14 protein-coding genes and 1 tRNA gene are annotated in these 14,951 nt (G+C 67.6%); 2 read left to right on the forward strand and 13 right to left on the reverse strand.

Features of this window, described 5'->3' with window-relative positions:
* Window positions 1-27 precede the first annotated feature (27 nt).
* The 10 genes from rpoB to CLM62_RS01930 all read right to left on the reverse strand — a co-directional run bounded on the left by rpoB (window position 28) and on the right by CLM62_RS01930 (window position 10,229).
* Entirely contained in the window at window positions 28-3,513 is a 3,486-nt protein-coding gene (rpoB, locus tag CLM62_RS01880) for a DNA-directed RNA polymerase subunit beta (RefSeq protein WP_095748112.1), read from the reverse strand.
* A gap of 601 nt (window positions 3,514-4,114) precedes the next feature.
* The gene (rplL, locus tag CLM62_RS01890) at window positions 4,115-4,498 is read right to left on the reverse strand and encodes a 50S ribosomal protein L7/L12 (RefSeq protein ID WP_095748113.1); all 384 of its coding nucleotides are present in this window, start codon (window positions 4,496-4,498) and stop codon (window positions 4,115-4,117) included.
* Window positions 4,499-4,624: 126 nt separating this feature from the next.
* Window positions 4,625-5,155 (reverse strand): 50S ribosomal protein L10, encoded by a 531-nt coding sequence (rplJ, locus tag CLM62_RS01895; protein WP_095748114.1) that lies wholly within the window; start codon window positions 5,153-5,155, stop codon window positions 4,625-4,627.
* Between the two features lie 285 nt (window positions 5,156-5,440).
* On the reverse strand, window positions 5,441-6,259 hold the full coding sequence (locus CLM62_RS01900) for a DUF1396 domain-containing protein (RefSeq protein WP_179381895.1): 819 nt from the start codon (window positions 6,257-6,259) through the stop codon (window positions 5,441-5,443).
* A 164-nt stretch (window positions 6,260-6,423) separates the two neighbouring features.
* Window positions 6,424-7,278 (reverse strand): LppX_LprAFG lipoprotein, encoded by an 855-nt coding sequence (locus CLM62_RS01905; protein ID WP_095748116.1) that lies wholly within the window; start codon window positions 7,276-7,278, stop codon window positions 6,424-6,426.
* A gap of 145 nt (window positions 7,279-7,423) precedes the next feature.
* Complete coding sequence (gene rplA / locus CLM62_RS01910; RefSeq protein ID WP_095748117.1) at window positions 7,424-8,149, reverse strand: 50S ribosomal protein L1; 726 nt, start codon at window positions 8,147-8,149, stop codon at window positions 7,424-7,426.
* Window positions 8,150-8,246: 97 nt separating this feature from the next.
* Window positions 8,247-8,681, reverse strand: coding sequence for a 50S ribosomal protein L11 (rplK, locus tag CLM62_RS01915; protein ID WP_095748118.1), 435 nt, complete (start codon window positions 8,679-8,681; stop codon window positions 8,247-8,249).
* Between the two features lie 169 nt (window positions 8,682-8,850).
* Complete coding sequence (gene nusG, locus CLM62_RS01920) at window positions 8,851-9,675, reverse strand: transcription termination/antitermination protein NusG (RefSeq protein ID WP_095748119.1); 825 nt, start codon at window positions 9,673-9,675, stop codon at window positions 8,851-8,853.
* 81 nt (window positions 9,676-9,756) lie between these two features.
* Window positions 9,757-10,044 (reverse strand): preprotein translocase subunit SecE, encoded by a 288-nt coding sequence (gene secE, locus CLM62_RS01925; protein ID WP_095748120.1) that lies wholly within the window; start codon window positions 10,042-10,044, stop codon window positions 9,757-9,759.
* Window positions 10,045-10,156: 112 nt separating this feature from the next.
* A tRNA-Trp gene (locus CLM62_RS01930) sits at window positions 10,157-10,229 on the reverse strand.
* A 295-nt stretch (window positions 10,230-10,524) separates the two neighbouring features.
* Between CLM62_RS01930 and CLM62_RS01935 the strand changes: the two genes are divergently transcribed.
* Window positions 10,525-11,751, forward strand: a complete 1,227-nt coding sequence (locus tag CLM62_RS01935; RefSeq protein WP_095748121.1) for a pyridoxal phosphate-dependent aminotransferase — start codon at window positions 10,525-10,527, stop codon at window positions 11,749-11,751.
* Between the two features lie 122 nt (window positions 11,752-11,873).
* The gene (locus tag CLM62_RS01940; RefSeq protein WP_095748122.1) at window positions 11,874-12,911 is read left to right on the forward strand and encodes an adenosine deaminase; all 1,038 of its coding nucleotides are present in this window, start codon (window positions 11,874-11,876) and stop codon (window positions 12,909-12,911) included.
* Window positions 12,912-12,923: 12 nt separating this feature from the next.
* Here the strand turns inward: CLM62_RS01940 and CLM62_RS01945 are convergent, their stop codons facing one another.
* The 3 genes from CLM62_RS01945 to CLM62_RS01955 form a co-directional block, all read right to left on the reverse strand.
* Window positions 12,924-13,979: a UDP-N-acetylmuramate dehydrogenase gene (locus CLM62_RS01945; protein ID WP_095748123.1), complete on the reverse strand. Its 1,056-nt coding sequence runs from the start codon at window positions 13,977-13,979 to the stop codon at window positions 12,924-12,926.
* 87 nt (window positions 13,980-14,066) lie between these two features.
* Complete coding sequence (locus CLM62_RS01950; protein WP_095748124.1) at window positions 14,067-14,495, reverse strand: MaoC family dehydratase; 429 nt, start codon at window positions 14,493-14,495, stop codon at window positions 14,067-14,069.
* A 1-nt stretch (window position 14,496) separates the two neighbouring features.
* Window positions 14,497-14,949 carry a MaoC family dehydratase N-terminal domain-containing protein gene (locus CLM62_RS01955; protein ID WP_095748125.1) on the reverse strand — a complete coding sequence of 151 codons (453 nt, stop codon included), beginning with the start codon at window positions 14,947-14,949 and terminating at the stop codon, window positions 14,497-14,499.
* Between the last annotated feature and the right edge of the window lie 2 nt (window positions 14,950-14,951).

Raw genomic sequence — 14,951 nt, forward strand, 5'->3', positions numbered from 1 at the left:
TTCATGACGAAGGCCTCCGAACTCCCGTCAGACCTCTTCGACGCTGCTCGGCTCACGCCGGGACAGGTCGATGCCAAGCTCCTCCGCAGCGCGGAAGACGTCCTCGTCGGTGTCGCGCATCTCGATGGACATGCCGTCCGAGGACAGCACCTCCACGTTGAGGCACAGGGACTGCATCTCCTTGATGAGCACCTTGAAGGACTCGGGGATGCCGGGCTCGGGGATGTTCTCGCCCTTGACGATGGCTTCGTAGACCTTCACGCGGCCGGTGACGTCGTCGGACTTGATGGTCAGCAGCTCCTGGAGGGCGTAAGCGGCGCCATAAGCCTCCAGCGCCCACACCTCCATCTCGCCGAACCGCTGGCCACCGAACTGGGCCTTACCACCCAGCGGCTGCTGGGTGATCATCGAGTACGGGCCGGTCGAACGGGCGTGCAGCTTGTCGTCGACCAGGTGGTGCAGCTTCAGGATGTACATGAAGCCGACCGAGATCGGCTCCGGGAACGGCTCGCCGGAGCGGCCGTCGAACAGGCGCGCCTTGCCGGAGGGGAGCACCATGCGCTCGCCGTCGCGGTTCGGGATGGTGTGCTGCAGCAGACCCGCCAGCTCGTCCTCACGCGCACCGTCGAAGACGGGGGTGGCGACGTTGGTGCCCGGGTCGACCCGGTCGGCCTCGATGGCCTGCAGGCGCTGAGCCCACTCATCGCCGAGCCCGGAGACGTCCCAGCCGCGGCTGGCGAGCCAGCCGAGGTGGATCTCCAGAACCTGTCCCGGGTTCATTCGGGACGGCACACCCAGCGGGTTGAGGATGATGTCGACCGGGGTGCCGTCCTCCAGGAACGGCATGTCCTCGATCGGCAGGATCTTCGAGATGACACCCTTGTTGCCGTGCCGGCCGGCCAGCTTGTCACCGTCGGTGATCTTGCGCTTCTGCGCCACGTACACGCGCACCAGCTGGTTCACACCGGGGGGAAGCTCGTCGCCCTCCTCGCGGTCGAAGACGCGCACGCCGATGACCTTGCCGGTCTCGCCGTGCGGCACCTTCAGCGAGGTGTCACGGACCTCACGGGCCTTCTCACCGAAGATCGCGCGCAGCAGACGCTCCTCGGGCGTCAGCTCGGTCTCACCCTTGGGCGTGACCTTGCCGACGAGGATGTCACCGGCGATGACCTCGGCACCGATACGGATGATGCCGCGCTCGTCGAGGTCGGCGAGGACCTCCTCGGAGACGTTCGGGATGTCCCGGGTGATCTCCTCGGGGCCCAGCTTGGTGTCACGGGCGTCGACCTCGTGCTCCTCGATGTGGATCGAGGAGAGGACGTCGTCCTGCACGAGGCGCTGCGACAGGATGATCGCGTCCTCGTAGTTGTGACCCTCCCACGGCATGAACGCCACGAGCAGGTTCTTGCCGAGCGCCATCTCGCCGTTCTGGGTGGCCGGGCCGTCGGCGAGGACCTGGCCCTCGACGATCCGGTCACCCTCCTGGACGATGACCTTCTGGTTGACCGAGGTGCCCTGGTTGGAACGGGCGAACTTGGCCAGGCGGTACGTGATGTACGTACCGTCGTCGTTGGCGGTGGTGATGTAGTCCGCGGAGACCTCCTGGACCACACCGGCCTTCTCGGCCTTGACGACGTCGCCGGCGTCGACGGCGGAGCGGTACTCCATGCCGGTGCCGACGAGCGGGGACTCCGCCTTGATGAGCGGAACGGCCTGGCGCATCATGTTCGCGCCCATGAGGGCACGGTTGGCGTCGTCGTGCTCGAGGAACGGGATCATGGCGGTCGCGACCGACACCATCTGGCGCGGCGAGACGTCCATGTAGTCCACGTCGTCACCGGCGACGTAGTCGACCTCGCCGCCACGGCGGCGGACCAGGACGCGGTTCTCGGCGAACCGCATGTCGTCGTTGAGCGTGGCGTTGGCCTGCGCGATGACGAACCGGTCCTCTTCGTCGGCCGTGAGGTAGTCGACCTCGTCGGTGACGACACCGCCGGTGACCTTGCGGTACGGCGTCTCCACGAAACCGAACGCGTTGACGCGGCCGTAGGAGGCGAGCGAGCCGATCAGACCGATGTTCGGGCCTTCAGGGGTCTCGATCGGGCACATACGGCCGTAGTGCGACGGGTGCACGTCACGGACCTCGAAGCCGGCCCGCTCTCGGGAGAGACCACCCGGACCAAGAGCCGACAGACGGCGCTTGTGGGTGAGACCCGACAGCGGGTTGTTCTGGTCCATGAACTGCGACAGCTGGCTGGTGCCGAAGAACTCCTTGATGGAGGCGACGACCGGCCGGATGTTGATCAGGGTCTGCGGCGTGATCGCCTCGACGTCCTGAGTCGTCATCCGCTCGCGGACGACACGCTCCATACGCGCCAGACCCGTACGGACCTGGTTCTGGATGAGCTCGCCGACGCTGCGCAGACGGCGGTTGCCGAAGTGGTCGATGTCGTCGGTCTCGACGACGATCGTCTGACCGCTGTCGCCGACCGTCTCGGTCTCGCCCGCGTGCAGCTTCACCAGGTACTTGATCGTCGAGATGATGTCCTCGACGGTCAGGATGCCCGCGTCCAGCGGAGCGTCCGCACCCAGCTTCTTGTTGACCTTGTAGCGGCCGACCTTGGCGAGGTCGTAGCGCTTGGGGTTGAAGTAGAGGTTCTCGAGCAGCGTCTGCGCGGCCTCACGGGTCGGGGGCTCACCCGGACGCAGCTTGCGGTAGATGTCCAGCAGTGCGTCGTCCTGGCCCTGGGTGTGGTCCTTCTCCAGGGTGGCGCGCATGGACTCGTACTCGCCGAACTCCTCCAGGATCTGCTCGGTGGTCCAGCCGAGAGCCTTGAGCAGGACGGTGACGGACTGCTTGCGCTTGCGGTCGATGCGCACACCGACCATGTCGCGCTTGTCGATCTCCATTTCCAGCCAGGCACCCCGGGACGGGATGATCTTGGCGGAGAAGATGTCCTTGTCGGACGTCTTGTCGATGGAGGAATCGAAGTAGACACCCGGCGAACGGACCAGCTGCGACACCACGACACGCTCGGTGCCGTTGATGACGAAGGTGCCCTTGTTCGTCATGAGCGGGAAGTCGCCCATGAAGACGGTCTGGGACTTGATCTCGCCGGTCTCGTTGTTGGTGAACTCAGCCGTGACGAAGAGCGGAGCGGCGTACGTGAAGTCGCGCTCCTTGCACTCGTCGATGCTGTTCTTCGGCGGCTCGAAACGGTGGTCGCGGAACGTCAGCGACATCGACCCGGAGAAATCCTCGATCGGAGAGATCTCCTCGAAGATCTCCTCCAGACCGGACTTGGTGGGGACGTCCTGACCGGACTCCAGAGCCGCCTCGACCCGACTCTGCCAGGCGGTGTTGCCGAGCAGCCAGTCGAAGCTCTCGGTCTGCAGCGCGAGCAGGTTCGGAACCTCGAGGGGCTCCTTGATCTTTGCAAAGGAGATGCGCAGCGGGGCGGTGCTGGCGCCGTTGTTCGTATTCGCGGTCGAGGCAGTGCGCGAGGCGGCCAAGAGGGGGTCCTTCCGAGGGCTCGGACTCACTACGCGCGTACCGGTCCCTCTCCCGCACACAGAGACAGACTCCCCATTTTCGGCTGTTTGGCCAGGTCGGGGGTATCTGATCGTCGGTGTCCAAGCGAGGGCATGCCCCTGGTGACGGGCAGGAGGCAGCTAACAGGCAGCGCAAAGGGTCAGTGTAGCCACTTGGCACACTGATGTCCAGTGCGGGTTTTTGAGACCCTCGTTGTTCTCAACACCTTCGGCAAGCCCACGCCCTCAACGCACGTTGATACTGCCCTCTTCGTCGTCGATCCATGCCTCGGATTCGGATCCTTGTGACGACGCGTCCTGAGAATTGCGCGCTGCGTGCGGTTCGTCAAGGCCCCCTTGCCCGAACAGGTTGCTGCGCTCGTCACTTGCGGCCTGCACCGGGGACACCCGGAGACACGACGAAGATCACCATACTCCGCACGTACCTCGGTGCAAGGCAGCCACCGCCGGACCCCCGGAACGCCGAAGAGCGACCACCCGGATGGATGATCGCTCTTCAGCGCTTGAGCGTTACAGGGTCTGTAGTACGACCCCACCGGGCCTGTAGTACGACCCGAAGGTGTTACTTGACCTCGACGGAGGCGCCGGCGCCCTTGAGGGCCTCGGCGGCCTTCTCGGCGGCGTCCTTGGCGACCTTCTCGAGAACGGGCTTCGGGGCGCCGTCCACGAGGTCCTTGGCCTCCTTCAGGCCCAGGGAGGTCAGCTCACGCACGACCTTGATGACCTGGATCTTCTTGTCACCGGCGCCGGTGAGGACGACGTCGAACTCGTCCTGCTCGGCCTCGGCCTCGACCGGGGCGGCCGGGCCGCCCTGGACGGCGACGGCGGCCGGGGCGGCGGCGGTGACGTCGAACTTCTCCTCGAACGCCTTCACGAACTCGGAGAGCTCGATGAGGGTCATCTCCTCGAACTGCGCGAGCAGGTCTTCCTGGCTGAGCTTCGCCATGATGGGCGATCCTTCCACTAATTCGGCAGGTGCCGGATGTACATGTCTGGCGGGCGTACGTTCGGCCCGCTACGACCGCTGCCTCAGGCGAGCTGCCGTGAGGCGGCGGTCATTTCGCGAGCCGAATTACTCGGCACCGCCCTGCTCGTCCTGCTTGGCGCGAAGAGCGTCCACAGTGCGGACCAGCTTCGACGGCAGCGCCTGGAAGACAGCGGCAGCCTGGGACTGCTTGCCCTTCATGGCACCGGCCAGCTTGGAGAGCAGAACCTCGCGGGACTCGAGGTCCGCAAGCTTCTTGATGTCGTCGGCGGACAGCGCCTTACCGTCAAGGACACCGCCCTTGATGACGAGGTTGGGGTTGTCCTTGGCGAAGTCACGAAGACCCTTCGCCGCCACGACCGGGTCACCGGTCACGAAGGCGACGGCCGACGAACCCGTGAAGAGGTCGTCGATCGCGGTGATCCCGGCCTCATTGGCCGCAATCTTGGTCAGCGTGTTCTTAGCCACGCGGTAGTGAGCGTTCTCACCGAGTGAACGACGCAGCTGTTGGAGCTGCGCGACGGTGAGACCGGTGTACGCGGTAACGACGGCGCCGTTGGAGTTGCGGAACTTGTCTCGCATCTCCACGACAGCATCGACCTTGTCAGGCCTCGCCATGAGCCTCAGCCTCCTTCCGGGTGATGACGACCGCTCGGAAGGGGCTGGGACAAACGAAACGCCCCGGCGCAGGCGCACGGGGCGTAGCTCGACCGGCATTCGCAGCGCGAGCAGCGAACCGACGGGAGCACTTCCACAGTCACCTGCGCGGGTCGTCCGCAGCATTCAGCGGATCCTTCGGCCACCGCGCCCTCTTACGAGCACACGGCAACGACCAGCGGTCTTTGGCTTCTGTAGGAGGGTACGCGACCGGATCGCTGTCAAGCAAATCCGGTCGTACGACGCTCAGCTCTGCGCTTCGTCCATCATCTCGGCGAGGTCCATCGTGTCCTTGGCGGGCGGGGCCGCGACCGTCACCGGCTCGTTGACGTCGAGGAACGTGATGGTCATGTCGAGCGGACCCTTGTCGCCGTCGCCCCGCATGCGGAACTGCTTGGTCTGGTGGTCGCCGTCGACCCACATGTCCATCGTGACCGCGTCGACGCCCAGCTTCGTGAACTGGTCGAAGCGCCGATCCCGGGTGGCGTCGTCCTCGCCCTTCAGGGACTCCTGGAGCTCCTTCATGGTGACCGTCCCCTTGTAGTGGGTGGTCTTCACTCCGTCGACGGTCTCGGTGCCGACGTCCTCCACATCTTTGGAGCCGGTGAGGAAGGTGGACTGATCGGCCGGGTTCTTGTCGGCCTGGCCCGCCCCCAGTGACGGATCATCGAGCCCCTCGGCGCCCAGCTCGGACAGGTCGAACTTGAGCCAGCTCTTGCCGTCCATCTCCTTGGCGGCCGCGGCACCCCCGCCGATGTACATGGCCTTGTCGACGAGCCGGATCTCCGCGGTGCCGTCCGCGCCCTGGTCGAGCGCCGTCATCTTCATGCTCATGGCCACGGTGGGCTTCATGCTCATCGCGGCCTCGGCCTTGACGCGACCCTGCTCCGGCACCTTGCCGGTCAACCGATACCGGAAGGACTTGATGTCCTCCGCGTTCTTGGCCGCCTTGGCGACGGCCGCCACCGGCGTCATCTTCGGCGAGTCCTCGCCCTTCCCACACGCAGCCGCGCCGGCGGCGAGGAGCAGCACGGCGAGCCCGGCACCCGTCGCTCTACGGCACATGGAACGACGTAAGGAAGAAGTCCCCATAGTTTCCCCCCAAGGAACACACGGATTGTTCACAGCGATGCTGCGAGCGTATCCCAGGAGTCAGGAGTAGACCCCTGAATTCCCTGGGCCTCACTACGCCTCAAGCGGCTCAAAAAGTCTCCCTCGCCTCAGTGACCTCAGGAGGTCGACCCGCCCTGCTTCTCCAGCAGCTCCCTGAAGTCCTCGGTGTCACCGGCCGGGGGCCGCTCGGCGGAGACCTTCACGCCGTAGTCGCTGTAGTGGGCCGTCTGGGTCAGCTCGCCGTTCGCCGTCCGGCCCTTCTCGACCTTCTTGACCAGCAGGTCCTGGTCGTTGACCCAGATGTCGACGGTCTCGGTGGTGACGCCGGCGTGCTGGAGCTGTTTCCTCAGCTCCGCGTCGGCGACATCCGCCACCGCCACCGTGCCGGAGTAGTGCGTGGTGGCCTGTCCGTCCACCGTCTCCTCGCCGACCTTCCGCACGTCCTCGGAGTCCAGCAGCAGCTTCACCGACTGGTTCGGCGTGGTGTTGCGCAGCTGGTCCGCGAGGTTGGCGCCGCCCCCGCCGAGGGCCTCGAGATCGTCGTACGCGTACTTGATCCAGTGCTTGCCGCCGGCCTTCTCGGCGAACGCGTCGCCCATCCGCGCGTAGTAGGCGTCGGACAGATAGCGGGCCTGCATCGAGGTGATGCCGAGTCGGCGCATCGCCTCGGCCGTGGTGCCGCCGGTGTACGTGATCGTCAGGGCGCCGGTGAGGCCGTCGCCCCAGCCGAGGGCACCGTCGGCCTCGATGGACAGCTCGGTGCCCATGACCGTCGTGGACCGTACCCGGGCCGATTCGGCGCGGTCGGTGGACCGCTCGGCGGAACGCAGGGCCGTACGGGAGACGGGGCTCGCCCCGCGGTCCCCGTCGGGCTCCTGGGAGGAGCCGGAGGAAGTACAGGAGGTACACCCCGCCAGCGTGGCCGCCACCGCGGCCGCGAGGGCGACGCGGCGCCCGCCCGTGCACTTCATACGTCCCCCTGTGCCATTGCCCTGTCCGCACGCTAACCCAGGCCACGGCACCCACGGGAACGGAACCCACACACGGGAACGGGCCCCGCACCTCGGAAGGTGCGGGGCCCGTCGCCGACTGGGCGAGCCGGCAGGCTCGGCCCGGTCAGACAGCTGCCGGGTCCTCCTCGACGAGGAGGTTGCGGGTGCGGTTCGGGTCGACGGGAATGCCGGGGCCGATCGTGGTGCTGATCGCGGCCTTCTTGATGTAGCGACCCTTGGCGGCGGACGGCTTCAGACGGAGGATCTCCTCCAGCGCCGCGCCGTAGTTCTCCACCAGCTTGGTGTCGTCGAAGGACGACTTGCCGATGATGAAGTGCAGGTTCGAGTGCTTGTCGACGCGGAACTCGATCTTGCCGCCCTTGATCTCGGTCACGGCCTTGGCCACGTCCGGGGTCACGGTGCCGGTCTTCGGGTTCGGCATCAGACCACGCGGGCCGAGGACGCGGCCGAGGCGGCCGACCTTGCCCATGAGGTCCGGGGTGGCGACAACGGCGTCGAAGTCCAGACGGCCCTTCGACACCTCGTCGATCAGCTCGTCGGCGCCGATGATGTCGGCGCCCGCGGCACGAGCGGCCTCGGCACGGTCACCGGTCGCGAAGACCAGGACCCGGGCGGTCTTACCGGTGCCGTGCGGGAGGTTCACGGTGCCACGGACCATCTGGTCGGCCTTGCGCGGGTCGACACCCAGACGGAAGGCGACCTCGACGGTGCCGTCGAACTTGGTCGTGGAGGTCTCCTTGGCGAGACGGACGGCCTCGAGCGGGGCGTACAGCTTCTCCCGGTCGATCTTGGCGTCCGCAGCGCGGAGAGCCTTGCTGCGCTTGCTCACAACTGCTCCTGTGTGTTCGATAAGGAGTCGTGGTACGGGCCGAGCAGGCCCTGCCACGTGCGGCCTCGCGAGCCGCATGGATCTACGAAGGTGGGGTTCAGCCCTCGACCGTGATGCCCATGGAACGCGCGGTACCGGCGATGATCTTCGCGGCGGCGTCCAGGTCGTTGGCGTTGAGGTCGGGCATCTTGGTGGTGGCGATCTCGCGGACCTGCGCCTGGGTGATCTTGGCGACCTTGGTCTTGTGCGGCTCGCCGGAGCCCTTCTCCACGCCCGCGGCCTTGAGGATCATCTTGGCGGCCGGCGGCGTCTTGGTGATGAAGGTGAAGGAGCGGTCCTCGTAGACCGTGATCTCCACCGGGATGACCCAACCGCGCTGCGACTCGGTCGCGGCGTTGTAGGCCTTGCAGAACTCCATGATGTTGACGCCGTGCTGACCCAGCGCCGGGCCGACCGGCGGGGCCGGGTTGGCGGCGCCGGCCTGGATCTGGAGCTTGATGAGCCCCGTGACCTTCTTCTTCTTGGGAGGCATTGCTCTCCGGGTCCTTTCGATTCGGGTCTACCCCCACCCGGGTCGCGTCCCGGCTGAAGGCATACCGCACAACGATAACGGGTATAGATGCGCGGCTAAAAACCGAGCAGGTCAGACGAGCTTTTGACAGCCCGTCTGACCTGGTCGGAAGCGGTACGTCCAGGAAGAACTAGTTCTTCTGGATCTGGTCGAAGGAGAGCTCGACCGGCGTCTCACGGCCGAAGATCTCCACGAGACCCTTGACCTTCTTCGAGTCGGCGTTGATCTCGTTGATGGTGGCCTGCAGCGTGGCGAACGGGCCGTCGGTGACGGTGACCGAGTCGCCCACCTCGAAGTCCAGCACCTGGACCTCGACCTTGCGCTGCGGAGCCGGCTTGCCCTCGGCCTCGGCGGCCTCGCGGGCGGCCTTCTCCTCGGCCTCCGGGGCGAGCATCTTGACGATCTCGTCCAGGGTCAGGGGGTAGGGGTCGTAGGCGTTGCCCACGAAGCCGGTGACGCCGGGGGTGTTGCGGACGACGCCCCAGGACTCGTTCGTCAGGTCCATGCGCACCAGCACGTAGCCGGGGAGCTTGTTCTGGCGGATGGTCTTGCGGTCGCCGTTCTTGATCTGGACGACCTCTTCCTGCGGCACCTCGGCCTGGAAGATGTAGTCCTCGACGTTCAGCGAGACGGCGCGCTGCTCGAGGTTGGTCTTCACGCGGTTCTCGTAACCGGCGTAGGTGTGGATGACGTACCACTCGCCGGGCAGGGTCCGCAGCTCCTCGCGCAGGGCGGCGACGGGGTCGACGGGCTCGGCCTCTTCTTCCTCGTCGGCCTCTGCCTCGTCCTCGACGTGTACGGCGGCTTCCTCGGCGGGCTCGCTCGCCTCGGCGTCGGCAGCCTCGACCTCGTCCAGGTCCTCGTCCGCACCTTCGACGATGTCGAGCTCGTCTTCCACGGACTCGACGTCCTGCCCGCGTGGCTCAACGGCGTCGTTCAGGTTCTGGTCAGACACGGTGGCTGCTTCTTCCTGGATACATAGGGGTGGAACATGCGAAAGGAGCGCCGGTAACCCGCGGCGCCCTTCGCTCTTTGCTCAGCCGAAGACGTACTTGGCGGCGTGGTCGAGTCCATAGTCAATCACGGTCACCAGGCCGATCATGATGATGACGAAGATGATCACCACGGTCGTGTATGTCGTCAGCTGGTTGCGCGTGGGCCAGACGACCTTGCGGAGCTCCGCGACGATCTGGCGGTAGAAGAGCGCGAGGCGCTTCAGCGGGCCCTTCTTGGCGCGCTTGCCACCCTTACGGGTCTTCTTCTTGGACTCCGGCGCCTCGTCCTGGGCATCAGGCATGTCGATGGAGCCCACGGCGTCCGTCACTCGTCCTCACCTGATTCCGGGTCGTGGCCGTGCCGCGCCCGGTCTGAGCCGCACGGCGGTGCATTGCTGTACGTACATGCGCACACACACATCCTGGCTGAGGAGTGTGTAGCAGGGCCGGAGGGACTTGAACCCCCAACCGCTGGTTTTGGAGACCAGTGCTCTACCAATTGAGCTACGACCCTTTGTGTGCCCCCCAACGTACCGCATCCAACCGGGTGCTCGGTGTGCACCGGTTGAGCGCGAGCTGTTGAAGGCCAACGAGGTGAGAGTGTACGTGTTCCGGGGCCGGTCGTCGAACAGAAAGTAGCCCGTAGGGGCTTCGCGGAGGGAAGAACGGCGGCGCAGCGGCGGAAGATCGGCCGAAGATCGCCCTGGCCGCGAGCGGGTTCCGGACGGGTGTTCTGGGGTTTGCCCGCACATGTTCAGTCTGTGAAACCCGCGTGCCGGGTGAGTTTCCGGTCTGAAACGATGGGCCCCATGAGCGCTGCAATCCCACCCACCGAGCGCCGGGTCTCCGCCCGAGTCGGCGCGATCTCCGAGTCCGCCACCCTCGCCGTGGACGCCAAGGCCAAGGCCCTCAAGGCCGCCGGGCGTCCGGTGATCGGCTTCGGCGCCGGCGAGCCCGACTTCCCGACCCCGGACTACATCGTCGAGGCCGCCATCGAGGCCTGCAAGAACCCGAAGTACCACCGCTACACGCCGGCCGGCGGCCTGCCCGAGCTGAAGGCCGCGCTCGCCGCGAAGACCCTGCGTGACTCCGGCTACGAGCCGGACGTCTCCCAGATCCTGGTCACCAACGGCGGCAAGCAGGCGATCTACGAGGCCTTCGCCGCGATCCTGGACCCGGGCGACGAGGTCATCGTCCCGGCCCCGTACTGGACGACCTACCCCGAGTCGATCCGCCTCGCGGGCGGCGTCCCGGTCGAGGTGGTCGCCGACGAGACGACCGGCTACCGCGTCTCGGTCGAGCAGCTGGAGGCGGCCCGTACGGACCGGACGAAGGTCGTCCTCTTCGTGTCGCCGTCCAACCCGACGGGCGCGGTCTACAGCGAGGCCGAGACCGAGGCGATCGGCCGCTGGGCCGTCGAGCACGGCCTCTGGGTGCTGACCGACGAGATCTACGAGCACCTGGTCTACGGCGACGCGGCGTCCGTCTCCCTGCCGGCCCTCCTGCCCGAGCTGCGCGACAAGTGCATCGTCGTCAACGGCGTGGCGAAGACGTACGCCATGACGGGCTGGCGCGTGGGCTGGATCATCGGCCCGAAGGACGTCGTCAAGGCGGCCACGAACCTGCAGTCGCACGCCACGTCGAACGTCTCGAACGTGGCCCAGGCCGCCGCCCTCGCCGCCGTCTCCGGCAACCTGGACGCGGTCGCGAAGATGCGCGAGGCTTTCGACCGGCGTCGCAAGACGATCGTGCGGATGCTGAACGAGATCGACGGCGTTCTCTGCCCCGAGCCCGAAGGCGCCTTCTACGCCTACCCCTCGGTGAAGGGCCTGCTGGGCAAGGAGATCCGCGGCAAGCGCCCGCAGGACACGGTCGAGCTGGCCGCGCTGATCCTGGAGGAGGCCGAGGTCGCGGTCGTCCCGGGCGAGGCCTTCGGCACGCCGGGCTACCTGCGGCTGTCGTACGCCCTGGGTGACGAGGACCTCGTCGAGGGTGTGAGCCGGATCCAGAAGCTGCTGGCGGAGGCCAGGGACTGAAGGTACTCACGGTGAGTAGGGTCACGGGCCGCCCCGAGGGGCGGCCCGTTTCTTCGTGCGAGCAAGACCACTTAAGGGGAAAGCGCTACCGGGACGGCAGCAACGTACGGCAGGATCCTGGAATGGAGCGTGTACGTGATGTCTCTGAGCTGCCGAAAGCCCATCTGCACCTGCACTTCACCGGGTCGATGCGGCCCACCACCCTGCTGGAGCTGGCCGACAAGTACGGCGTACGGCTGCCCGAGGCGCTGACCGATGCGTTGACCAGCGGGGAGCCGCCGAGACTGCGGGCGACGGACGAGCGGGGCTGGTTCCGCTTCCAGCGGCTGTACGACGCGGCGCGGTCGTGCCTCAGGGAGCCGGAGGACATCCAGCGGCTGGTCCGGGAGGCGGCGGAGGAGGATCTGAGGGACGGCTCGGGCTGGCTGGAGATCCAGGTGGACCCGACCTCGTACGCCCCGCGGCTGGGCGGTCTGATCCCGGCCATGGAGGTCATCCTGGACGCGGTGGACTCGGCGGTGCGGGAGACCGGCCTGGGGATGCGTGTCCTGGTGGCCGCGAACCGTATGAAGCACCCGCTGGACGCGCGGACGCTGGCCCGGCTGGCGGTGCGGTACGCGGACCGGGGCGTGGTCGGTTTCGGTCTGTCGAACGACGAACGCCGGGGCATGGCGCGGGACTTCGACCGGGCCTTCGCGATCGCCCGCGAGGGAGGCCTGCTGTCGGCGCCGCACGGAGGCGAGCTGACCGGCCCGTCGTCGGTCCGGGACTGCCTGGACGACCTGGACGCGCACCGGATCGGACACGGCGTGCGGGCGGCCGAGGATCCGCGGCTGCTGAAGCGCCTGGCCGACCGGGGCGTGACCTGCGAGGTGTGCCCGGCGTCGAACGTGGCCCTGGGCGTGTACGAGAAGCCGGAGGACGTGCCCCTGCGGACCCTCTTCGAGTCGGGCGTCCCGATGGCCCTGGGCGCGGACGACCCGCTCCTGTTCGGCTCCCGGCTGGCGGCCCAGTACGAGATCGCCCGCCACCACCATGACTTCACGGACGCGGAACTGGCGGAACTGGCCCGCCAGTCGGTACGGGCCTCGGCGGCGCCGGAGGAGATGAAGCGGAAGCTGCTGGCCGGCGTGGACGACTGGCTCGTCGGCTCTTCCTGAGCCGGCCGGTGTCTACAGGCTGACGCCGACCGTCACCGGCTCGTTGACCAGCGTGATCCCGAAGGCGTCGCGGACGCCGGCGACGACCTCGCGGGCCAGTGCGAGCAGGTCCTCGGTTCTCGCGCCGCCCCGGTTGGTGAGGGCGAGGGTGTGCTTGGTGGAGATCCGGGCCGGTCCGGTGCCGTAGCCCTTGGTGAAGCCCGCCTTGTCGATCAGCCAGGCGGCGGAGGTCTTGGTGTGCCCCTCCCCCGCCGCGTACGCCGGCGGCTGCACACCGTCGCCCAGCCGCTCCCGCACGCGCGCGTGGAACGCGGCGAACTCCTCGTCGGTGAGGATCGGGTTGGTGAAGAAGGACCCGGCCGACCAGGTGTCGTGGTCCTCGGGGTCCAGGACCATGCCCTTCCCGGAGCGCAGCTTCAGGACGGTCTCGCTGGCGTCGGCGAGCGGCACGCGGTCGCCCGGTTCCACGCCCAGCGCCCGGGCCGTCTCGGCGTACTTGAGCGGTCCGGACAGGCCGCCCGCGTCCTCCAGCTCGAAGCGGACGCGCAGGACGACGTACCGCTCGGGGTCGGCCTTGAAGCGGCTGTGGCGGTAGGTGAAGGCGCATTCCGCGTTCGTCAGTGTGACCGTTTCGCGCGCCCGGCGGTCGTAGGCGACGACCTCGGTGATCGTCGACGAGACCTCCTGGCCGTACGCCCCCACGTTCTGGATGGGGGTCGCGCCCGCCGAGCCCGGGAGGCCGGCGAGGCACTCGACGCCGGCGAGACCCGCCTCGACGGTCCGGGCGACTGCGTCGGTCCACACCTCGCCGGCGGCCAGCTCCAGCCGGGTGCCGTCGAGGGTGAAGCCCTTGGTGGCGATGACGAGCGCGGTGCCCGCGAAGCCCTCGTCGCCGATGACCAGGTTCGAGCCGCCGCCGATGAGCAGCAGCGGTGTCCCGCTGTCGTCGGCCTCGCGGACGACGGCGATGACCTCGGCGTCGGTCGTCGCGTGGACCAGCCGGGTCGCCGGTCCGCCCAGCCGGAAGGTGGTCAGGGGGGCGAGGGGGGCGTCGTGGAGTTCCAGCACGCGCCCAAGACTACGAGACGGCACTGACAGCCCCGTCACGGACGAACGGCCCGGCAGTCCGGCCGGGCCGTTCCCCGTGTGCGGCACTCAGGCCAGCCGTACGACGGCCCGCGACATCCCCAGCACCTTCTGCCCGGCGCTGGTCGCCGTGAGGTCCACGCGGACCTTGTTGTCGTCCAGTTTGGCCGCGACCTTGCCGGTGACATCGATCGTGGCGCCCTGGTCGTCGTTGGGGACGACGACGGGCCTGGTGAAGCGGACGCCGTATTCGACGACCGCGCCCGGGTCGCCGGTCCAGTCGGTGACGAGACGGATCGCCTCGGCCATGGTGAACATGCCGTGCGCGATGACGTCCGGCAGCCCGACCTCCTTGGCGAACTTCTCGTTCCAGTGGATCGGGTTGAAGTCCCCGGAGGCGCCCGCGTACCGGACGAGGGTGGCGCGGGTCACGGGAAAGGACTGCCCGGGCAGCTCGGTGCCGACCTCGACGTCGTCGTAGGAGATCTTCGCGGTCATGTCAGGCCTCCTCGGCCGCACGGGCGACCAGCTTCGTCCAGGCGGTCACGACGTGCTCGCCGGCCTCGTCGTGCACCTCGCCCCGGACGTCCAGGATGTCGTTGCCCGCCATGGACTTGATGGCCTCGATGGTCGTGGTGACGGTGAGCCGGTCGCCGGCGCGCACCGGGCGGACGTAGGCGAACTTCTGGTCGCCGTGCACCACGCGGCTGTAGTCCAGGCCGAGCTGCGGGTCCTCGACGACCTGTCCGGCCGCCTTGAAGGTGATCGAGAAGACGAACGTCGGCGGGGCGATCACATCCGGGTGGCCGTACGCCTTGGCGGCCTCCGGGTCCGTGTACGCCGGGTTGGGGTCCCCCACCGCTTCCGCGAACTCACGGATCTTCTCCCGGCCCACCTCGTAGGGGTCGGTGGGCGGATAGGTCCGCCCTACGAAGGACTGATCGAGCGCCATGG

Source organism: Streptomyces sp. SA15 (genome assembly GCF_002291145.1).
Lineage (GTDB): Bacteria > Actinomycetota > Actinomycetes > Streptomycetales > Streptomycetaceae > Streptomyces.